The following is a 19,345-nucleotide window of genomic DNA, read 5'->3' on the forward strand; positions in this document are numbered from 1 at the left end:
AGGGTCGATGTTCACTGTGACGTGCGTCGCGCCACACTCTACGGTCTGATCGATGATCGATCAATAAGACTTTACGCCAGATACCGGAACCTTGACCCGAGAGGGCCGGTCATCGACAGGAAGGGCCCATGCCGGGCGGGTCCGCCCGTGCGATCCCGGGGCCGGTCGCGCCCCCGGGGTCAGCGCACGCCCTCGTTCGACTTCAGAGCGGCCTCGACGTAGTTCAGCACGTGGTCGCTCAGCATCCGCCCCACCTGGGTGTCCCCTTCCCGGAACGCCCTGGTGATCTGGTCGTGGTCGGCGGCCTTGGCATGCAGTTCCATGTTCAGCCAGCGCACCGACAGCGCCGTCCACACCTCCACGCCCAGCGACTCCCAGGTGTGCAGCAGCACGCTGTTGTCGGCCGCCCGCACGACCTCCCGGTGGAACTCCACACTGTGCTTGATCTGCCCGGACACGTCGCCCTCGGCGGTCGCCCGCTTGAGCAGGCCCACCTCGCGCTCCAGCGGTGAGGGGTCCGACCGCAGGCGCGGGGCCGCCAGCTCGGCGGCCACCAGCTCCAGCCCGGCGCGCACCGGATAGATCTCGGCCATGTCCCGGACGCCGAAGTCGCGTACCCGGGCGCCCTTGTTGGGCACCGTCTCGATCAGCCGCAGCGTCTCCAGCTCGCGCAACGCCTCGCGCACCGGGGCCTGGCTGACCCGCAGTTCCGCGGCGATCCGGCGCTCGACGATGCGCTCGCCCGGCTGCCAGCGGCCGGACAACAGGCCCTCGACCAGGACCTGCCGGATCTGCTCCCGCAGCGGCTCGCGCGCCAGCTTCGAGGGATCATCCGGCAACCTCGGCAGGTCGACCATCCAGGGCCCTTCCCGTCCGCGGACCGCGTGCACCGCGGCCGCTCCACTCGTCGTCTGGAAACTCATTGAAGATTGCCACACGCGCGGGAGCCGCCTCGCCGAGCGGACTCGAAGCGCTAACAGAAAGCTCACGAACGTGTCGCATGGCGGTGAACCGCCTGCGTCCAGTATCCGGGCGTGGGGCAAAGTCCGAGGTAGAAGGATCACACTTGACCGTCCGGGCCGCCAACGGGGGGAAGTGTCCAGGTAGGCTCGTCTGTCGGCAATGTTCACACCAAGCCGCGCGGACGTGACGCAAGCGACGGCAAAGAACCGACCAAGGGCGCCGTGAACCGCGCTCGGGACCTGAGCGGTGCGGGGGCACCGCTGGAGCAGACGACGAATCGCAGACGTTCTCTCTGCGGTCCTCGTACGCCGGACCTGCCCAGGGGCGGTGTTCACGGAACCTTCGTGAACCGGCCCGAAGGTCCGGCCGTCGAACGAAGGGTGAGGGGGAGGCCCCCACCGCACGATCGGCTCCGAGGATCCAGGGAATCCCGTTTCCGGCAATCCGCGGCCGGCCCTTCCCCCGGCCAGTGCCACAGGCGAGCCCACAACATGTGAGACGGCACTGAGCACATGACGCACTCTTCAAGGACCCGGCATCCGAGGGCGAGACACGTGACCACGACGCACGACAGGGAAAAGAGGACCACTCCGGTGGCGGGGCCCTACAGCGGCTCCATCCCCGTCGTGCGCGAGGCTCCGCCCAGGCCCGGGCTCCCGGTCGTCCGCGCGGTCAAGTGGCCCAGCGTGAGCGAGATCGCGTGGGGTCTGGCATCGGACCGCATCGCGATCATCCTCGCGGTCGCGCTCATCGTGGTGACGATGCTCGCCGCGGGGCCGCTGCACCCGCTGGACAACTTCCTCAACGAGTTCCACCGGCCCTACTTCGAGGTGCTGCGCGAGCCCCTGATCCACTGGCCCGACAACGTGGCCTCCCGTTACGTGGCCCTGCCGGTGCTGGGGGTGGTGTCGCTCCAACTGGCCTACTGGCACCGCAGCTGGCGGCCGATCGTCCTGAGCGCCGTGGGCGTGGTCGGCATCATGTCGATGGTCTCGATCATGAAGCTGGGCATCAACCGCGGCCACGCCAAGCACTACGACCCGGACTTCTTCGCCGGGGCGGGGAACGTGGCGTTCCCCTCCGGGCACGGGTCCAACGCGATCCTCATCTACGGGCTGGTGCTGTACCTGATCATCAGCTTCGGGGCGGCCCGGCCGCACATCATCCGGCGGCTGGGGTACACCATCGTCGCGATCGCGCTGCTGCAATCGGCGGTGTCGATCTACCTGCACTTCCACTGGTTCTCGGACCTGGTGGCCGGGATGATCGCGGGCGGGTTCGCACTGCGGCTGACGATCCGGCTGGACCGGATGTTCCCGCACGGGCGCACCGCAGAGTGGTGGCCCTGGTACGGACACGAGGGCGAGGAGGCGGCGACCGCCTCCTGAGGACGCGGAAGGGGGGGCACGGGCCGACACGGTCCGCGCCCCCCTTTTTTGGTCCGGGCACGGTGCCCCCTCCTTGCGAAAATACCCTAAGGGGGTATATCACTTGGGAGGGTGAAGGCCGCACGGCGCGGCGATCCGCCCGAAAGATACCCCTCCAGGGTATGTTCCGGGGGAGAGGAGAGGGACATGAGCGCACACGACCACGACGGCCGCCGTTCCGGCGGGCGTCACGATGCCGCACCCCCGCCCGGGGTTCCCGCACCCCGCCGGGACCGCGGCGCCGCCGACCGGGCGCCCGGCGCCGACCGTGGTGCGGCGCATGCCGACCACACGGAACACGCCGAACACGGAGACCACTCCGGGGACATGGGGCACACCGGTCACGGCGGCGGGCACGGGGACCACGCGGCGATGTTCCGGACGCGGTTCTGGTGGAGCCTGCTGCTCAGCCTCCCCGTGGTGTTCACCAGCCACATGGTCTCCGGGTGGCTGGGCTACCACGTGGCCGATCCCCTCACCTGGGTCCCGCCGGTGCTGGGCACCGTCGTCTACCTCTACGGCGGCCGGCCGTTCCTGTCCGGGGTCGCCGGCGAGCTCAGAGCGCGCAGGCCCGGGATGATGACCCTGGTCGCGATGGCCATCACCGTCGCCTTCGGCTCCAGCCTGCTGGCCACCCTCGGCGTGGTGGGCACGGCACTCGACTTCTGGTGGGAGCTGGTCCTGCTGGTCGTGGTGATGCTGCTCGGCCACTGGCTGGAGATGCGCGCCCTGGGCCAGGCCTCCGGCGCACTGGAGGCGCTGGCCGCGCTGCTGCCGGACCGCGCCGAGCGGGTCGGCGCCGACGGTGCGGTCGAGGAGGTCGCCATCGCCGACCTGCACACCGGCGACACCGTGCTGGTCCGCTCCGGCGGCCGGGTGCCCGCCGACGGCACCGTCGTGCGGGGTTCGGCGGCGGTGGACGAGTCCATGATCACCGGTGAGTCCCGCACCGTCACCCGCGGGGAGGACGACCGCGTGGTCGCCGGGACCGTGGCCACCGACTCCGCGGTCCGCGTCCGGGTGGACGCCGTCGGCGAGGACACCGCCCTGGCGGGCATCCGGCGGCTGGTCGCCGAGGCGCAGTCCTCCACCTCCCGCTCCCAGGTGCTGGCCGACCGCGCTGCGGGGCTGCTGTTCTGGTTCGCGCTGGGCGCCGCGATCATCACCGCCGCCGTCTGGTCGGTGCTGGGCGAGGCCACCGAGGCCGTCGAACGGACCGTGACGGTGCTGGTCATCGCCTGCCCCCACGCGCTGGGACTGGCGATCCCGCTGGTCATCGCGATCTCCACGGCGCTGTCGGCGCGCAACGGCATCCTCGTCAAGGATCGGCTGGCGCTGGAGCGCACCCGTCTGGTGGACACCGTCCTGTTCGACAAGACCGGCACCCTGACCAGGGGCGCCCCGGCCGTCATCGACCACGCCGCCGTTCCGGGCGGGGACGCCGCCCGGGTGCTGGCTCTGGCGGGGGCGGTCGAGGCCGACTCCGAGCACCCGCTGGCCGAGGCCGTCGTGCGGGCCGCGGGTGAGGCCGGCGAGGTGCCGACCGCCACCGGCTTCCGGTCGCTGACCGGGCGCGGGGTACGGGCCGAGGTGGACGGACGGGCCGTGTACGTGGGCGGCCCCGCGCTGCTGGAGTCCCTGGAACTGGCCGAGCCGCGGGAACTGGAGGCGCACACCCGGCCCTGGCGCGAGCGGGGCGCGACGGTGCTGCACGTGATCGAGGGGGATGAGGTCGCGGGGGCGCTGGCCCTGGCCGACGAGGTGCGGCCGGAATCCCGGGAGGCCGTCCGGCGGCTCGGGGAGCAGGGGATCGCCGTGGCGATGGTCACCGGCGACGCCCGCAACGTGGCCGACGCGGTCGCCGCCGACCTGGGGGTGGACGAGGTGTTCGCCCAGGTCCTGCCGGACCAGAAGGACGCGGTGGTGCGCGACCTCCAGGAACGCGGGCGCACGGTCGCGATGGTCGGCGACGGCGTCAACGACGCCCCGGCGCTGGCCCGGGCCGACGTCGGCATCGCGATCGGCGCGGGCACCGACGTGGCCATCGAGTCGGCGGGCGTGGTCCTGGCCTCCGACGACCCGCGGGGCGTGGTGGCGGTGCGCAGGCTGTCGCGGGCGAGCTACCGCAAGATGGTCCAGAACCTGGTCTGGGCGGCTGGGTACAACGTGCTCGCCGTGCCGCTGGCGGCGGGTGTGCTGGCGCCGGTCGGGATCGTGCCGGCCCCGGCGGTGGGCGCGGTGCTGATGAGCCTGTCGACGGTCATCGTGGCGCTCAACGCGCAGCTGCTGCGGGGGGTGGACCTGTCCCCGGCGGATTAGGGCGACCGTAAATCGGTCCGCGATACCGGTGAGGGGTGGCGCGGAAGTCGCGCGGAGGGGAGGATCGGAACGTCGACCCTCCCCTCTTGTAGCGGGAAGGGGCGGTCGGCGGGGGCCACCGCCCCGCTTCGGATACGGGGCGGCGGCCCATCGCTCAGTCGGCGGGGGCGGCCTTCTCCCACACGGGGTCGTAGTCGGGGTGGTCCCGGTGGACCAGCGCCATGCAGGCGAGGACCCGGGTGGCGATGGCGGCGGCGGTCCGCTCCGCGCTCTCGTTCCACAGGTCGGAGTTCGACGACCAGGACGACGAGTCGTCGTCGAACCAGCCGCCGAACCATCCGGCGACGGCCTCCACCCAGGCCCCGTCCTCCTCGGCGGAGGCCTCCTCGCGCAGCCCGTCCAGGGTGGCGATCAGCGCGCGGTGCGAGCGGGCGACGGGGTCGCCGGGCGGGGCCTCGTCCACGCGGGCCCGGACGAAGCGCTCCAGGCGTGCGGCGGCCTTTCCCATGTCATCTCCCCTGTCCGGGGGGTCGCAACGAGTCCAGGTGCTCGGCCAGCACCCGGACGGTCCGGTCCCTGACGACCGTTCGGTCGCCCTCGTCGACGAGGCCGTGCAGGGCCAGGCCGTCGACGAGCGCGTGCAGGCGCGCGGTCTCCAGCTCCAGGTCGGCCTCCGGGCGGACCTCGCCGGTGTCGCGCAGGTGGAGCAGCACCGAGTGGCAGGCGCCGCGGATGCCTTGGTGGGCCTTCTCGCGGATGGTGCGAAGGCCCTGGTGGGCGGGCATCTCGGCGATGATCGCCACGTCGAGTTCCATCTCCGCCCTGCGGGTGTCGTCCAGCGGCAGGAACTCGTGGAGCACGGCCTCGGCGATCTCGCGCGGGTCGTGCATGCCGATGTGGCGCTGGACGCGGAGCCTGGCCCGTTCGTGCACCAGTGCCATGGAGAACTCCAGCAGTTCGGCCTTGCTGGGGAAGACGTGGCGCACGGACCCGACGGCGAGGCCCGCCTCGGCTGCGACGGTGCGCACGGAGACGGCGGCGACCCCTTCGCGGAGAATCACGCGCCAGACGGACTCGGCGATCTCCTCCTTGCGGTGCTCGTGGTCGATCAACTTGGGCATGGACACATGGTAGCACGACTGTGCTACTGTGCTGGCACGGTCGTACTAAGAAAAGCCAGGGAGTGTTCCCGTGTTCGAGTTGGTCGTCGAGAACCCGATCGCCGCGGTGATCGTGATGTGCGAGGTCGGGCTGTGGGTGCTGCTGGGCCTCGGACTGGCCCTGCGCTACCTGTTCCGCCTGCGCCTGTCGAGCACGCTGGTGCTCTGGTCCATCCCGCTGCTGGACGTGGTGCTGGTGGTGGCCACCGCGCTGGACCTGCGCAGCGGTGCGGAGGTGGGGACGATCCACGGGCTGGCCGCGGTCTACCTGGGCTTCAGTGTCGCCTTCGGGCCCGCGATCGTCCGCTGGGCCGACGTGCGCTTCGCCCACCGCTTCGCGGGTGGACCCGCACCGGTCAAGCCGCCCAGGCGCGGCCCGGGGCGGCACGCGCACCTGATGCGCGAGTGGTACCGCGTGGTGAACGCCGCCGCGATCACCTCGGTCACCCTGCTCGTGCTGGCCTTCCTGTTCGCCGTCCCCGAGGCCCGCGAGACCCTGCTGTGGTGGATCGGCCGCGCGTGGTTCGTGGTCGGCCTGTGGTACGTCTTCGGCCCCCTCTGGGAGAGCGGAAGCCGGTCCCGCGACGACGACCGAGAGGCCCCCGCCCTCCGCTAGCCGACGGCGGTCGAGGGCCGGACCCCCGGAGGCGCGCGGCGGACAGGGAAGGGCTCTGGTGCACCCCTCCGCGGCCGGGGACGAGGACCGCGACCTCACCGGCCGTGATCCGCGCACCTTTTGTCTGGTTTTTGAAGGATCGAGTCCGGGGTTTCACGTGAAACATCGCGCCCGGACACCTCGATGCGCCGGCTCAGGTCCTCCTCGGTGATCTCCGCGGCGGTCTGGCGCACCAGCCGGACGGGCCCCGGGACCCTCCCGGGTCCCGGGGCCCACCGGCCCGACGGTCAGGCGTCGGCCCGGGCCCGCCGCCCGGTCCGCCCGGCCAGGACCGCGGTGGCCACCGCCAGGGCGGCGCTGATCCCCCACACCGCCCGGTAGGCGTCCAGAGCGGGCAGGTCGGTGCCCTGGATCAGGAACATCCCCAGCAGCGACGCGGTCAGCGCGCCGCCGACGCTGCCGCCCAGCGTCTTGAGGTTGTTGTAGAAAGCGGTCGCGCTGCCCGCACGGCCCTCCGCGCTGTCCTCCACGATCACCGTGGGCAGCGCCCCCAGCGCCAGGCCGAACCCGAGCCCGGCCACCGCGAAGCAGGAGACGAAGGCGGGCGGCGACGCCCACGCCGCGGCCAGCCCCGCCGTTCCCGCCGCCATGAGCACGAACGACAGGCCCACCGTCCGCCGGTACCCCAGCCGGGTCGCGATCGGTGCGATACCGCTCGCCCCGACGAAGGCCAGCACCGTCGGCACCGCGATGACCAGGCCGATGCTCATCACGTCCAGCCCGAACCCGTAGCCGGTCTGCGCGGGGTCGCTGGACAGGAAGGTCACGGCGATGCTCTGCCCGCCCAGCATGATCACGCCCAGTGTGAACCCGCCCAGGTACTGCGGCGCGATCCGCGGGTGCGCCACGGCCCGGACGTCCACCAGCGGGTTCTCGCTGCGCAGCTCCACCCGCACCCACAGGACCAGCAGCACGGCCGCCAGCGCCGCGCCGCCGAGCACCACCGGCGAGGTCCACCCCAGCTCGTTGCCCTGGGAAACCCCGCCCAGCAGGCTGACCAGGGCCAGTCCCAGCAGGACGCCGCCCGCCCAGTCCATCCCGCCCGAGGCCCGGTTCTGCGACTCGGGCACCTTGAAGTACGACAGCACCAGGCACCCCACGGCGAGCACGGCCAGGATGCCCAGGGTGACGCGCACGTCGCCGAGCGCCGTCTGGAGCACGCCCACCAGCAGGACCCCCAGCAGCGAGCCCAGGGTCAGCGAGCCGACCAGCATGCCGATTGCCCGGCGCCCCTGCTCGGGGGAGAGACGGTCCCGGACCAGCCCGATCTCCAACGGCAGCAGGGCCGCCAGCGGACCCAGCAGGGCCCGGCCCACCAGCAGCACGCCCAGGGTGGGCGCCAGCGCGACGACGACACTGCCCACGGCGATGCAGGCCAGCGACACCCGGAGCATGCGCCGGTACCCGTACAGGTCGCCCAGGCGGCCGAACACGGGGACGCTCACCGCCGCCGACAGGTACTGCACGGCGTGGATCCAGTGCAGGTCGGCGCCGGAGACGCCCAGCTCCTCGCGCAGCGGTGGCAGCAGCGGGGTGATGGAGCCCTGGAGCAGGCCGCTGGTGAGCTCGAAGAACACCAGCAGGCCCACGACGGCCACCACACCGGTGGTGGCGGTCCCGGGCGCCCCGGTGCTGTCGGACGACGAGGGGGGAACACTCATGTCAGGCCTTCCGTACGGGTCGAGGGGATGGGGGAGCGGCTCACCGCTCCGGGCCGACGGCTCAGGCGTCGCCGCGCGACAGGCGGCGCACCGCCAGCTCGGCCAGCAGCGCGGCCTGTGCGGGCAGCACCGAGTCGTCGTAGCGGGCCTGCGGGGAGTGGTTGGCGGGCGCGGAGTCGGGGTCCGCGTCGGCCGGGGTGGCGCCGAGCATGAGCATCGCCCCGGGCACCTCGCGCAGCACGAGGGAGAAGTCCTCCGACCCGGCGGCGGGGATCGGCGACACGAACCCGGCGGCCTCCCCGAACAGGTCGTGCACGGTGTCCATGGCGAAGGCCGCCTCGGCGGCGTCGTTGACGGTCACCGGGTACAGCACCCGGTACTCCGCGTCGGCCTCCAGCCCGTGGGCGGCGGCGATCCCGCGCACCAGGGCGGGCAGGGCCTCCCTGAGGCGCTCCTGGTTGGCGGGGGAGTAGCTGCGCACGGTCGCCTCGAACTCGGCCTCGTGCGCCAGCACGTTCTGCTGGGTCCCGGCGGTCAGGCGGCCCACGGTGACGACCACCGGGTCGAAGATGTCGTAGGTGCGGGTCACGTGGCTCTGTAGCGCCAGCACCATCTCGCAGGCGGCGGGCACCGGGTCCTTGCCCTTGTGCGGGGACGAGCCGTGGCCGCCCTCGCCGCGCACGGTCACCCTGAGCACGTCGGAGGCGCTCATGACCACGTCCGGCTTGGTCACCCAGACCCCGGCGGGCAGCAGGTTGGCGGCCACGTGCACGGCGTAGGCGGCGTCGAGGGGTCTGCCCGCGGCGTTCAGCACGCCCTCCTCGATCATCATGCGGGCGCCGTCGTGGCCCTCCTCGCCGGGCTGGAACATGAACACCACGTCGCCGGGCAGTTCGTCGCGCATCTCGCACAGCAGCCGGGCCGCGCCCACCAGGCCCGCGACGTGCAGGTCGTGGCCGCAGCCGTGCATGGCGCCGGAGAACCGGGAGGCGTACTCCAGGCCGGTGTCCTCCGTGACCGGCAGGGCGTCCATGTCGCCGCGCAGCAGGACCGCGCCGCCGGGGCGGCCGCCGCGCAGCACGGCCGTGACCGAACCGAGCCCCCGGCCCTCGGTGATCTCCAGGGGCAGGCCCTCCAGCGCTGCCAGGACCTTGGCCTTGGTCAGCGGCAGCGCCAGGCCGATCTCCGGTTCGCGGTGCAGCGCGCGGCGGAGCTCCACCATGTCCTCGCGGTACTTCTCCGCCCGTTCCACCATCCGCATGCTGGGGTCCCCCCGACGTTCACGTTCTCCGACCGGGCCAGGATGGGGCGGTATACCTGTAGGAGCGCCGATTTCATCGGAAAATCGCAGGTCGGGAGAGATCAATGCCGGAAAACCGCATTCTGGACGATGTGGACCAGCAACTGGTCCATGCCCTCCAGATCGCCCCGCGCGCCTCTTGGACCGTGCTGGGCCGGGTCCTGGGGATCGACGCGGCGACGGCCGCCCGGCGCTGGCAGCGGCTGCTGGACTCCGGGGCGGCGTGGATCACCTGCTATCCGGGGCAGGCGATGGCGGGGGCGGGCGGCTGCCTGGCGTTCATCGAGGTGGACTGCGCGAGCGGCCACCTGCTGCCGGTGGCCCGCGCGTTCACGGAGCTGCCGCACGTGTCCACCGTCGAGCACGTCACCGGGGACCGGGACCTGCTGCTCACGGTGATGGCCGGGGACGTGGGGGCGCTGTCCCGCTGGGTGGTGGGCTCCCTGGACACCATGGACGGGGTGCGCGCCAGCCGCACCCACCTGGCGGGTTCGGTGTTCACCGAGGGCAGCCGCTGGCGGCTGCGCGCGCTCACCCCGGCACAGGTGGAACGGCTGTCCGCCGAGGCGCTGCCGGTGGAGGCCGCCGACCTGCCCGACGAGCTGGACCGCCGGATCATGGTGGAGCTGTCCATGGACGGGCGCATGCCGTACACCGCCCTGGCCGAACGCTGCGACAGCAGCCCCGACACGGTGAGACGGCGGGTGCGCCACATGTTCGCCGCCCGCATGGTGCAGGCCCGCTGCGAGGTGGCCCGGCCGCTGTCGGACTGGCCGTCCGTCGTCCTGCTGTGGGCGGGCGTCCCGGCCGACGCCATCACCGAGGCGGCCCAGCGCATCACCGCCATGCGCGAGGTGCGGCTGTGCGCCGGCGTGACCGGACGGCACAACCTGCTGATCGCCGCGTGGAGCCGGTCGGTGGAGGACTCCCAGCGGTTCGAGGCCGACCTGGTGCGGGTGGTCCCCGAACTGGTCGTGGGCGACCGGGCGATCGCCCTGTGGCAGGCCAAGCTCCAGGGCCAGCGCCTGGACCAGCGCGGTTACCGCACCGGCGGGGTCCCGGTGGACCCCTGGGCCGTCCCCGTGGCCTGAGCCCGGGGACGGCCCTGCGGGGTCAGTCCGCGCTCAGCGCCTCCACCGGGTGCTGGGCCGCGGCGCGCAGGGCGGGCAGCAGACCGGCCACCGCGCCGATCGCCACCGTCGCGGCCACCGCGCCCGCTCCCGCCCACCAGGGCAGGGCGAACGGCCACCCGCGCAGCAGCGCGAACACCAGGGTCACCAGCGCCCCCAGCGCCACACCGAACACCCCGCCCAACAGGGACAGCGCCATCGCCTCCACCAGGAACTGGACCCGGACCGCCCCGCGGGTCGCCCCCAGGGCCCGGCGCAGACCGATCTCGCCGCGCCGCTCCAGCACCGAGATGACCATGGTGTTGGCCACCCCGACCCCGCCGACCAGCAGGGCGACCCCGCCCAACCCCAGCAGCAGGCCCTGGAGGGTCCGGTCGGCGGCCTGCCCGGCGGCCAGCGCGTCCGAGGGCCGCGACACCTCGACCTCGTTCGGGTGCTCCGGGTTGGCGTTGCGGCCGATGAGGTCCCGGGCCTGGGCGGTCCGCTCCGGGTCCGTGCGCACGTAGATCGTGGACGGGTCGCCGGTGGCACCCAACAGCTTCTCGGCGGACTCCTGGCCGACCAGCGCCGCGTTGTCGAGTTCGGGCGCCAGTTCCACCGGGGCCAGCACGCCCACCACGGAGAAGTACTCACCGCCGATGAGCACCAGCGTGTCCGGGGTGATCCGGGTGACGCCCAGGCGTTCGGCCGCCGATGCGCCCAGCACCACCGCCGGGTGGTCCGTGGTCGCACCGTTGAACCACTCGCCCAGCACCGTCCGCGCGCGCAGGGTGTCCTTGAGGTCCACGCCGACGCCGTGCACGCCGATCCCGCCGGACTCACCGGCGGGGACGAGGTCGCTCCGGTAGACCTTCGCCCCGTTCACCTGTTCCACCTGGGAGGTGCGCTCCACCTCGGGCATGCGGTCGATCCGGCCGCGCGCCTCCTCCGGCAGGGTCGCGTCCCCGCCGAAGAAGGTGCTCCCGGGCGCCACCGTGATGAGGTCGGTGCCCAGCCGGGCGAGCGTCGCCTCCAGGTCGGCCCGGCCGGAGGCGGAGATGCCCACCACCGCGACCATCGCGGCGATGCCGATGGCGATCCCCAGGGCGGACAGCACCACCCGGGCGGGGCGGGCGCGCAGCCCGCTCGCCCCGGTGCGCAGGTGGTCGAGCGGGGACAGCCGGGCGGGCCGGGGCCGGTCCCGTCGGGCCGACCGGCGCTTTCGGGCCTCGGAGCGGGACACCGGCTCCTCCCCCGAGCGTCGGCCACGGGGTCTCTTCCGTCCCTTCCCGAACCGACGGCGTGCCGTCGGCTCCTCCCGTTCCTCCCGCGGGCGGCTCACGAGACCCCCTCGGCCAGAGGTGCGGCGGAGTCGGCGACGACCCGTCCGTCCCGCACCTCCAGCCGCCGCGGTGCCTGCGCGGCCAGTTCGCGGTCGTGGGTGATGACGATGACGGTGACACCGTCCCCGTGCAGCCCGCGCAGCAGGCCCATCACCTCCGCGCCCGAGACCGTGTCCAGCGCCCCGGTCGGCTCGTCGGCCAGCAGCAGGTCGGGCGACCCGACCACCGCACGGGCGATCGCCACCCGCTGGCGCTGCCCGCCGGACAGCTCGTGCGGACGGTGGCCGACCCGGTCGGCCAGCCCCACCCGCTCCAGCGCCGCCCGCGCCCGCGCCCGGCGCTCCCGCAGCGGGGCACCCGTGTAGAGCAGGCCGTCGGCGACGTTGTCCAGCGCCCGCACGTTGGGCGCCAGGTGGAACCGCTGGAACACGAAGCCCAGGGTGCGGGCGCGCAGCGCCGACAGCGCGCCGTCGTCCAGCGCCCCGACGTCGTGCCCGAACACGCGCACCGTCCCCTCGGTGGGCGCGTCCAGCGTGCCGATCATGTTGAGCACGGTCGACTTGCCCGACCCCGAGGGGCCGACGATCGCCACCATCTCCCCGCGCTCGACCAGCAGGTCCACCCCGTCCAGGGCGCGCACCCCGCCGGGGTAGGAGCGGGTCACCCCGGTGAACTCGACGGCGGGCACGTCCCGCGCACCCCGCCCGTCCTCGCGGACGCTCATCCCGGGACCACCACTTCCGTGCCCTCGTCGATCCCGTCGCCGGTGACCTCCACCAGGCCGTCGGAGAACCAGCCGGTCTCCACCGGAACGTCGCTCACGGTGCCGTCGGCGTCCACCACCGACACCCCGTACCCGCCGCCGGAGAGGGCGATCAGCGCGCCCACGGGCACGGCCAGCACGTCCTCCCGGCTCTGCCCCTGCACCTCGACGGTGACGGGGGCCCGGTCGAGGAACCCCTCGGCGTCGTCGGGCAGGCGCACCAGCACCTCCACGGTGGCCCGCCCCTCCTCGCCGGGCACCCCCTCCTGCCCGTCGTCGCCGGTCTCGGCGACGGTGCCCACCGATGCCACCTCGCCGGTCACCGTTCCGCCACCGGGCATCCCCACGGTCACCTCGTCGCCCTCGGCCACCAGGTCGCGGTCGTCCACGTCCAGGTCGATCCGCACCACGCGCTCGGTGGCGGCGGTGTCGAGCAGCGCCGTGCCGGGGGCGACGTTCGACCCCACCGCGACCTCGTGGGAGGTCACCCGCACCGGGCCGGGCGTGTACCAGATCCGGGCCGGGTCGACCGTGCCGGTGACCTCCATCCCCCGGGTGTTCCGCTGCCAGTTCTTGACGGCCTCGGCCGTGAGCGCCGTGTACTCGTCGTCCACGGTGAAACCGCCGTATCCGAGTTCGGACAGCGCCTGCTCGAACCGGCGCACGTCCTCGCCCCCGACCCCCGGCTCCAGGGTCCGGTGGGCGGGGACGTCCCCGCGCAGCAGGATCGTGGGGCGGCCGTCGATCTCCCAGGCGCGGTCGCCCGCCGACAGTTCGGTGCCCACCTCGGGCATCCGGGTCAGCACCCCGTCGGAGCGGGCGAAGAAGGATCCGGCCCCGGGGTGCCCGAGGGTGCCGTCCAGGGTCTCGCGGCGCTCCAGGGTGGTGCGCTCCACGTGCGCGGTGGCCTCCGGCCGCGGGGCCGCGTCACCGTCGGAGGACGGTGGGGGACCCCACAGCATGAAAGCGGCCAGTGCGCCCAGCGCGGTGAGGGCGGCCAGGGCGGCGAGCAGCCAGCCCAGACCGCGCCGCCGCCGTCGCGGGCGCTCGGCGGTCTCGGGTTCCACCCCGGGCTCCTCGGGAAGTGCCACGGTGCTCACGAGTCACCGTCCTCGCCGCCCTCACTGCCCCGGACCTCCTCCTGCGCCTGCTCCGAGCAGCGGGTGAGCGCTTCCATGCCCTCGTCGTCGCCGGGCTCCACGGGGATGGCGATGCCCTGCCCGCGTTCGGGGTCGGGCACGTCGAAGCCCTCCTCGCGCATGCACTCGGCCATCAGCAGGCCCTCCTGGAACATCTCCTCCTCGGACGGCGCGTTCTCGTCCACCGGGATGATGTCCTCGCAGGCCTCCAGGGCCGCCATGAGCTCCTCGTCGTCCGGGCCGACCGCGGGCAGGGAGATCATGCCGTCACCCTCCGGGTCGGGCATGTCGTAGCCGTTCTCGCGCATACACGCGGCGAAGTCCACCATCGCCTCCTCCATGGTGGGCTCGCGCGTCCCGTCGGCCCCCTCGCCGGTGTCCCCGCCCAGGGAGCCGCATCCGGTGAGCAGCAGTCCAGCCGTGACCGCCCCCAGGCCGTAGGCCGATACGCGCATGTCGTTCACTCCTCGGTTCCGGGCGCCGGCCGATCCGGCGCCGCTCGGGAGCACATGCCATCGGGGTCGCGGTTAGCCGTCGGTTAGTCCCGCCCGTCACCCGCCACCACCCTCGACGGACGCCTCCGGCGCAGCACCCCCCACTTCGTCGCCCGCCGCGACCCTCAACGGACGCCTCCGGCCGCGGCCCTCCCCGCCCGTCGCCCGCCGGCGCCCCGGCATAACCGTGTTCTAACCCCGCGGGTGCATACTCGCCGGTCAGAGGGATGCCGTCGGTGAGAGGGGAACGCCTTGCGGGTTCTGGTGGTGGAGGACGAGCCGTCGTTGGCCCGGACCGTGGCCGAGGGGCTGCGCGGTGAGGGCATGGCCGTGGACGTGTGCCACGACGGCGGCACCGGCTGGGAGACGGCCACCGTGCACGACTACGACGTGATCGTCCTGGACCGGGACCTGCCCGTCCTGCACGGCGACCACGTGTGCCGCCGCCTGGTGGCCGACCCCGGCGTGCACGCCCGGGTGCTCATGCTCACCGCGGCCGGCGGCCTGGCGGACCGGGTGGCCGGACTGGACCTGGGCGCCGACGACTACCTGGCCAAACCCTTCGCGTACACGGAACTGGTGGCCCGGGTGCGGGCGCTGGGGCGGCGGGCCAGGCCCGCCGCCCCGCCGCTGCTGTCCGCGGCCGGGCTGGAGGTCGACACCGTACGCCGGATCGCGTTCCGCGACGGGCGGGAGCTGGCGCTGTCCCCCAAGGAACTGGGGGTCCTGGAGGAGCTGCTGCGCGCCGACGGCGCCCCCCTGTCGGCGGTCCACCTCATCGAGAAGGTGTGGGACGCCCACCTCGACCCGTTCAGCGGAGTGCTCAAGGTGGTGGTGCACGGGCTGCGGCGCAGGCTCGGCGACCCGCCGGTGATCGAGACCGTCCCCGGGCAGGGGTACCGGATCCGGGCCGGGGGGCCGGAGTGAACGGGCTGACCCTGCGCACCCGGCTGGCGCTGGTCTACACGGCGGTGTTCGTGCTCGGCGGGGTGGTGCTGCTGGGCGTGAACTACGGGATCGTCTCGGCCAGCCTGGAGAGCCGCGGCGTGGGCCTGGCCACCACCGTGGAGGGGGTCGCCGTCCAGGCCCTGGACGGCGCGGGCACGGTCTCCGTCCCGGCGACGCCGGTCATGCCCGCCGAGGGGTACCAGGAGGTCGAGGACTACGGGGAGGCGCAGGCGGCGGTCGAGGACCTGCTGGAGTCCTACCGCTCCGCCGTGCTCACGGACATGGTGCTCAACTCCGTGCTGGTGCTGGGCGGGGTGACGGCGTTGGCCGCCCTGGCCGGGTGGCTGATCGCGGGCCGCCCGATGCGGCGGCTGCACCGGGTCACCGAGGCCGCCCGCACCCTGTCCGAGGACGACCTGCACAGCCGCCTGGCGCTGACCGGCCCGGACGACGAGTTCCGCGAGCTCGGTGACACCTTCGACGGCATGCTCGCCCGCCTGGAGCGGGCCTTCGACAGCCAGCGCCGGTTCGTCGCCAACGCCTCGCACGAGCTGCGCACCCCGCTGGCCGTCCAGCGCACCGCGCTGGAGGTGCCGCTGTCCCAGGGCCGGGTGCCCGAGGACCTGCAACCGGCCTTCGCCCGGGTGCTGGGGTCGGTGGAACGCAGTGAGGAGCTCATCGCCGGACTGCTCCTGCTCGCCCGGTCCGACCGCGGTCTGACCGGCACCGAGACGGTCGGCCTGGCCGAGATCGCGGGCGACGCCGTCGCCCTGCACAGCGGGACGGCCGCCGACCGGGGCGTGGCGCTGGAGCTGGCGGTCGAGACCGCCGACGTGGCCGGGGACCGGGTGCTGCTGGCCCACCTGGCCCGGAATCTGGTGGACAACGCCCTGCGGTACAACGTCGACGCAGAGGCAGGGGAGGACGGCGGGTGGGTGCGCGTGGAGGTGCGCACGATCGCCGACCGGGCCGTGCTGCGGGTCGCCAACACCGGTCCGCGGGTCCGCGACGCCGACGCGCTGTTCGAGCCCTTCCACCGCGGCGACGCCTCCCGGCTGCACCGCGGCCGGACCGGCAGCGGTCTGGGGCTGTCCATCGTCCGGTCGATCACCGAGGCGCACGGCGGCACCGTGTCGGCACTGCCCCGGCCCGAGGGCGGCCTCACCGTCACGGTCGGCTTCCCCGCCGTCGACGGGTGACGCATCGGGCCGGTGACGCAACTACGCAACGAAAGCGTGTTCGCCCGCAGGGCCGGGTTTCGTCACCGCCGAACGCGGACGACACGCCCGGGGGCGCCGCCAACGAAAGCCGTCGGCGGCGCCCCCCGAGGGGAGAGTCCGGTTCAGACCGGGCGCGGCTCGGTGCCCCGGTACAGGGCCGCCACCACGCCCTCGATGTCGGGCTCCTGGAGGGTGAGGTCGGCGATGTCGTGCCCGGCCGCGACCCGGCCGATCACCACCGACGGGTTGTCCGACAGCTCCAGCCACTGGCGGGGGCCCTCGGTCCGTACGCACCGCGCGCCCGCCACCTCCAGCGGTGGGGCGGGTTCGGCCAGGTCCACCACCAGCACCCGGGGCGTGGGCACGGCCGCGCGCAGACCGTCCAGGCCGCCGTCGTAGGCCAGCGAACCGTGGTCGATCACCACCACCCGCTCGCACAGGCGCTCCACGTCGCCCAGGTCGTGGGTGGTGAGCAGGATGGTGGTGCCCTCCTCGGCGTTCAGCCGCAGCAGGAACTCGCGGATGGTCGACTTGCTCACCACGTCCAGGCCGATGGTGGGCTCGTCCAGGACCAGGAGGCGGGGGCCGTGCAGGAGCGCGGCGGTGAGGTCGCCGCGCATCCGCTGGCCCAGGCTGAGCTGGCGCACCGGGGTCCTGAGGAAGGGCCCCAGCTCCAGGAGTTCGGTGAGCTCGGCCAGCCGCCGGGCGTGGTCGGCGGCCGGTACCCGGTACATGTGCCGGGTCAGCTCCAGGCTGTCCTTGAGCGGCAGGTCCCACCACAGGGTCGTGCGCTGGCCGAACACCACCCCGATCCGGGCCGCCAGGCGGGTCCGCTCCCGGGACGGCTCCATGCCCAGCACCCGCAGGCGCCCGGCGGTGGGGGTGAGGATACCGGTCAGCATCTTCATGGTGCTGCTCTTGCCCGCGCCGTTGGGGCCCAGGTAGCCGACGATCTCACCGGCCCGGACGGTGAGGTCGATGTCGCGCACCGCGGACACGGTGCGCCTGGTGCGGCGCAGCAGCGGGCCCTCGGACAGTACGAAGTCGCGGCCCAGGCCGACCGCCTCGATGACGGTCTCGTCGGAGTGTGCACGGGTCATCTTCAGCTCCCGGTGGATCGGTAGTGGCGCAGGCCCAGCCGCCACAGCAGGGCGGCGGCCGCGCACGACAGGACGGCGACGAACGGCGGGGCGTGGCGGAGGAGGTCGGGCAGCCCGGTCGGGTCCGGGCGGTCCAGCAGGTACAGCACCGGCTGCCAGCCGACGAACGCCAGCGGGACCGCGAAGGTGACGGCGTACACGACCCCCTTGCCGTAGATGGACAGCGGGTACTCGGTGAGCGCCTGCCCGCCGTAGGTGAGCGAGTTGGCGGCCTCGCGCGCATCGGCGACGAAGAACTGTAGGCACCCGCTCGCGGTCCAGACGGCGGCGGCGATCGCCACCCCCGACACCAGCAGGACCGGCAGCATCACGACTTTGCCCGGGGTCCAGGCGATGTCGCAGTGGTACAGCGCCACCCCCGTGACCACGGCCGCCGGGACCACCCGTCCCAGGCGGCGCAGCGCGAACCGGTCGGTGGCGATCTGGATGAGCGGGGAGACCGGCCGCACCAGCATGACGTCCAGCGAGCCGCTGCGGATGTGCTGTCCCAGGCCCTCCACCATGCCCATGAGCATGTCGGCGGCGGCGAACACCAGGTTGGCCAGGGACGCGATGAGCAGGCCCTCGGCCAGGGAGAAGCCGTCCAGGGCCCCGGCGTGCCGGAACACGACGAACACCGCGAAGATCTCCGCGACCGCGCCCAGGGAGGTCCCGAAGGTCATCAGGGCCAGGGAGGCCGGGTACTGGGCGAGGGCCCGGCTCCAGGTCCAGGCCAGCAGGACGTAGGTGCGGACCGGCCGGGCCGGGCGTTCGAGGGGCCGGTCGGGGGTGTGCGGGAGGAGGTCAGCCACCCTGGACCACCACCTTTCGGGTGGCGAGGGAGGTGAGCCACGCGCCCAGGAGCAGCAGGGCGGCCGCCCACGCGGCCTGGAGGGCCAGCCCGCCCGCGACGGTCCCGCCCGGCAGGCTCTCCTTGCCCAGCATGACCTCGGCGGGGATCTGGACGGTCGCCGCCCACGGCAGGGCGCGCAGGACGTCGGCCGCGGCCGGCGGGAAGAGGGGGAGCGGCAGCAGCATTCCGGCGGCCACCGGCCCGACCAGGCCGACGATCGCCCAGATCCCCCGGGTGTCCAGGATCCAGAACCCGGCCAGCTCGTACAGGTAGCGCAGGGCGAACCCGATGACCGCGGCCAGGGCGACGGAGGCGAGGAACAGCGTCCAGTGCCCGAACGTCGTCGGCAGCAGCAGGTCGAACAGGAGCGCCCCGATGAGGAAGGTCGGGACGCCGCGGAAGGCGATGCTGAACGTGGCCCGGCCCAGGTCCTCGGCCAGCCACCAGCCGAGCAGGGGGACCGGGCGCAGCAGGTCGGTGCCGACGGCCCCGCTGCGGATGCGCTCGCCCAGGTCCAGCGGGGGACCCATGATCGCGACCGTCGCGATCAGCCCCTGGCAGACGAACACCTGGGTGACGGCGTCGGCCGCGTCGTACCCGTTGATCTCGGGGCGCACCGAGAAGAGGGCGAGGAGGACGGCGGCGTTGATGCAGCCGAAGACGGAGTTGGTGAAGATGCCGGCGAGAGTGGCCGCGCGGTAGGTGGAGTACCGGCGCAGCCCTCTGATGTACACGGCCGGATAGACGCGCACGAAGGAAGACCCCCTGGGACGTGCTTGATGTGCACTGCGTGCTGGATGGGAACTTCGCGCCTGAAAGGCGCGGTGTGTC

The 19,345-nt window shown here is 73.4% G+C and carries 18 protein-coding genes; 6 read left to right on the top strand and 12 right to left on the bottom strand.

Annotated features, from left to right (window positions below; genetic code table 11):
• Window positions 1-179 precede the first annotated feature (179 nt).
• Entirely contained in the window at window positions 180-857 is a 678-nt protein-coding gene (locus QJS33_RS19375; protein WP_306369432.1) for a GntR family transcriptional regulator, read from the bottom strand.
• 732 nt (window positions 858-1,589) lie between these two features.
• Here QJS33_RS19375 and QJS33_RS19380 point away from each other — a divergent pair.
• Together QJS33_RS19380 and QJS33_RS19385 are read left to right on the top strand one after the other, a co-directional pair.
• Complete coding sequence (locus QJS33_RS19380; protein ID WP_372339686.1) at window positions 1,590-2,351, top strand: phosphatase PAP2 family protein; 762 nt, start codon at window positions 1,590-1,592, stop codon at window positions 2,349-2,351.
• Between the two features lie 411 nt (window positions 2,352-2,762).
• Window positions 2,763-4,709, top strand: a complete 1,947-nt coding sequence (locus QJS33_RS19385) for a heavy metal translocating P-type ATPase (RefSeq protein ID WP_306369463.1) — start codon at window positions 2,763-2,765, stop codon at window positions 4,707-4,709.
• Window positions 4,710-4,863: 154 nt separating this feature from the next.
• Here the strand turns inward: QJS33_RS19385 and QJS33_RS19390 are convergent, their stop codons facing one another.
• Window positions 4,864-5,217, bottom strand: coding sequence for a hypothetical protein (locus QJS33_RS19390; protein WP_306369433.1), 354 nt, complete (start codon window positions 5,215-5,217; stop codon window positions 4,864-4,866).
• 1 nt (window position 5,218) lies between these two features.
• A complete protein-coding gene (locus tag QJS33_RS19395) occupies window positions 5,219-5,830 on the bottom strand; it encodes a TetR/AcrR family transcriptional regulator (protein WP_306369434.1) in 612 nt (203 codons plus the stop codon).
• 70 nt (window positions 5,831-5,900) lie between these two features.
• Between QJS33_RS19395 and QJS33_RS19400 the strand changes: the two genes are divergently transcribed.
• Window positions 5,901-6,485, top strand: a complete 585-nt coding sequence (locus QJS33_RS19400) for a hypothetical protein (protein ID WP_306369435.1) — start codon at window positions 5,901-5,903, stop codon at window positions 6,483-6,485.
• Between the two features lie 287 nt (window positions 6,486-6,772).
• Here the strand turns inward: QJS33_RS19400 and QJS33_RS19405 are convergent, their stop codons facing one another.
• Window positions 6,773-8,206 (bottom strand): MFS transporter, encoded by a 1,434-nt coding sequence (locus QJS33_RS19405; protein WP_306369436.1) that lies wholly within the window; start codon window positions 8,204-8,206, stop codon window positions 6,773-6,775.
• A 61-nt stretch (window positions 8,207-8,267) separates the two neighbouring features.
• Window positions 8,268-9,467: a M20 family metallopeptidase gene (locus QJS33_RS19410; RefSeq protein ID WP_306369437.1), complete on the bottom strand. Its 1,200-nt coding sequence runs from the start codon at window positions 9,465-9,467 to the stop codon at window positions 8,268-8,270.
• Window positions 9,468-9,598: 131 nt separating this feature from the next.
• Here QJS33_RS19410 and QJS33_RS19415 point away from each other — a divergent pair, with 131 nt between their 5' ends.
• Window positions 9,599-10,597, top strand: a complete 999-nt coding sequence (locus QJS33_RS19415; protein ID WP_306369438.1) for an Lrp/AsnC family transcriptional regulator — start codon at window positions 9,599-9,601, stop codon at window positions 10,595-10,597.
• A gap of 22 nt (window positions 10,598-10,619) precedes the next feature.
• Here QJS33_RS19415 and QJS33_RS19420 read toward each other — a convergent pair whose 3' ends face one another.
• The 4 genes from QJS33_RS19420 to QJS33_RS19435 all read right to left on the bottom strand — a co-directional run bounded on the left by QJS33_RS19420 (window position 10,620) and on the right by QJS33_RS19435 (window position 14,315).
• Entirely contained in the window at window positions 10,620-11,858 is a 1,239-nt protein-coding gene (locus tag QJS33_RS19420) for an ABC transporter permease (RefSeq protein WP_306369439.1), read from the bottom strand.
• A 95-nt stretch (window positions 11,859-11,953) separates the two neighbouring features.
• Window positions 11,954-12,682: an ABC transporter ATP-binding protein gene (locus QJS33_RS19425; RefSeq protein ID WP_306369440.1), complete on the bottom strand. Its 729-nt coding sequence runs from the start codon at window positions 12,680-12,682 to the stop codon at window positions 11,954-11,956.
• A complete protein-coding gene (locus QJS33_RS19430; RefSeq protein ID WP_306369441.1) occupies window positions 12,679-13,821 on the bottom strand; it encodes a peptidoglycan-binding protein in 1,143 nt (380 codons plus the stop codon). The genes QJS33_RS19425 and QJS33_RS19430 overlap by 4 nt, the downstream gene beginning before the upstream one ends.
• Complete coding sequence (locus QJS33_RS19435) at window positions 13,818-14,315, bottom strand: hypothetical protein (protein ID WP_306369442.1); 498 nt, start codon at window positions 14,313-14,315, stop codon at window positions 13,818-13,820. The genes QJS33_RS19430 and QJS33_RS19435 overlap by 4 nt, the downstream gene beginning before the upstream one ends.
• Window positions 14,316-14,606: 291 nt before the next feature.
• Here QJS33_RS19435 and QJS33_RS19440 point away from each other — a divergent pair, with 291 nt between their 5' ends.
• Together QJS33_RS19440 and QJS33_RS19445 are read left to right on the top strand one after the other, a co-directional pair.
• Window positions 14,607-15,281 carry a response regulator transcription factor gene (locus tag QJS33_RS19440; protein WP_306369443.1) on the top strand — a complete coding sequence of 225 codons (675 nt, stop codon included), beginning with the start codon at window positions 14,607-14,609 and terminating at the stop codon, window positions 15,279-15,281.
• On the top strand, window positions 15,278-16,501 hold the full coding sequence (locus tag QJS33_RS19445) for a cell wall metabolism sensor histidine kinase WalK (protein WP_306369444.1): 1,224 nt from the start codon (window positions 15,278-15,280) through the stop codon (window positions 16,499-16,501). The genes QJS33_RS19440 and QJS33_RS19445 overlap by 4 nt, the downstream gene beginning before the upstream one ends.
• A 143-nt stretch (window positions 16,502-16,644) precedes the next feature.
• On the opposite strand, the gene QJS33_RS19450 is transcribed toward QJS33_RS19445, so the two are convergent.
• From QJS33_RS19450 to QJS33_RS19460, 3 genes are read right to left on the bottom strand one after another with little or no spacing between them, the layout of a single operon-like run.
• Entirely contained in the window at window positions 16,645-17,622 is a 978-nt protein-coding gene (locus QJS33_RS19450; protein WP_306369445.1) for an ATP-binding cassette domain-containing protein, read from the bottom strand.
• Between the two features lie 2 nt (window positions 17,623-17,624).
• Entirely contained in the window at window positions 17,625-18,473 is an 849-nt protein-coding gene (locus QJS33_RS19455; RefSeq protein WP_306369446.1) for an ABC transporter permease, read from the bottom strand.
• Complete coding sequence (locus QJS33_RS19460; protein ID WP_306369447.1) at window positions 18,466-19,266, bottom strand: ABC-2 family transporter protein; 801 nt, start codon at window positions 19,264-19,266, stop codon at window positions 18,466-18,468. Before QJS33_RS19460 ends, QJS33_RS19455 begins: the two co-directional genes overlap by 8 nt.
• Window positions 19,267-19,345 lie beyond the last annotated feature (79 nt).

The sequence above is a fragment of the Nocardiopsis sp. CC223A genome, from assembly GCF_030766825.1.
Taxonomy (GTDB): Bacteria; Actinomycetota; Actinomycetes; order Streptosporangiales; family Streptosporangiaceae; genus Nocardiopsis.

Excerpts from the sequence above, each read along its gene's own strand:
- QJS33_RS19375 (WP_306369432.1), bottom strand. The coding sequence starts at position 857 with ATGGTCGACCTGCCGAGGTTGCCGGATGATCCCTCGAAGCTGGCGCGC.
- QJS33_RS19385 (WP_306369463.1), top strand. The coding sequence starts at position 2,763 with ATGTTCCGGACGCGGTTCTGGTGGAGCCTGCTGCTCAGCCTCCCCGTG.
- QJS33_RS19390 (WP_306369433.1), bottom strand. The coding sequence starts at position 5,217 with ATGGGAAAGGCCGCCGCACGCCTGGAGCGCTTCGTCCGGGCCCGCGTG.
- QJS33_RS19395 (WP_306369434.1), bottom strand. The coding sequence starts at position 5,830 with ATGCCCAAGTTGATCGACCACGAGCACCGCAAGGAGGAGATCGCCGAG.
- QJS33_RS19405 (WP_306369436.1), bottom strand. The coding sequence starts at position 8,206 with ATGAGTGTTCCCCCCTCGTCGTCCGACAGCACCGGGGCGCCCGGGACC.
- QJS33_RS19410 (WP_306369437.1), bottom strand. The coding sequence starts at position 9,467 with ATGCGGATGGTGGAACGGGCGGAGAAGTACCGCGAGGACATGGTGGAG.
- QJS33_RS19425 (WP_306369440.1), bottom strand. The coding sequence starts at position 12,682 with ATGAGCGTCCGCGAGGACGGGCGGGGTGCGCGGGACGTGCCCGCCGTC.
- QJS33_RS19435 (WP_306369442.1), bottom strand. The coding sequence starts at position 14,315 with ATGCGCGTATCGGCCTACGGCCTGGGGGCGGTCACGGCTGGACTGCTG.
- QJS33_RS19450 (WP_306369445.1), bottom strand. The coding sequence starts at position 17,622 with ATGACCCGTGCACACTCCGACGAGACCGTCATCGAGGCGGTCGGCCTG.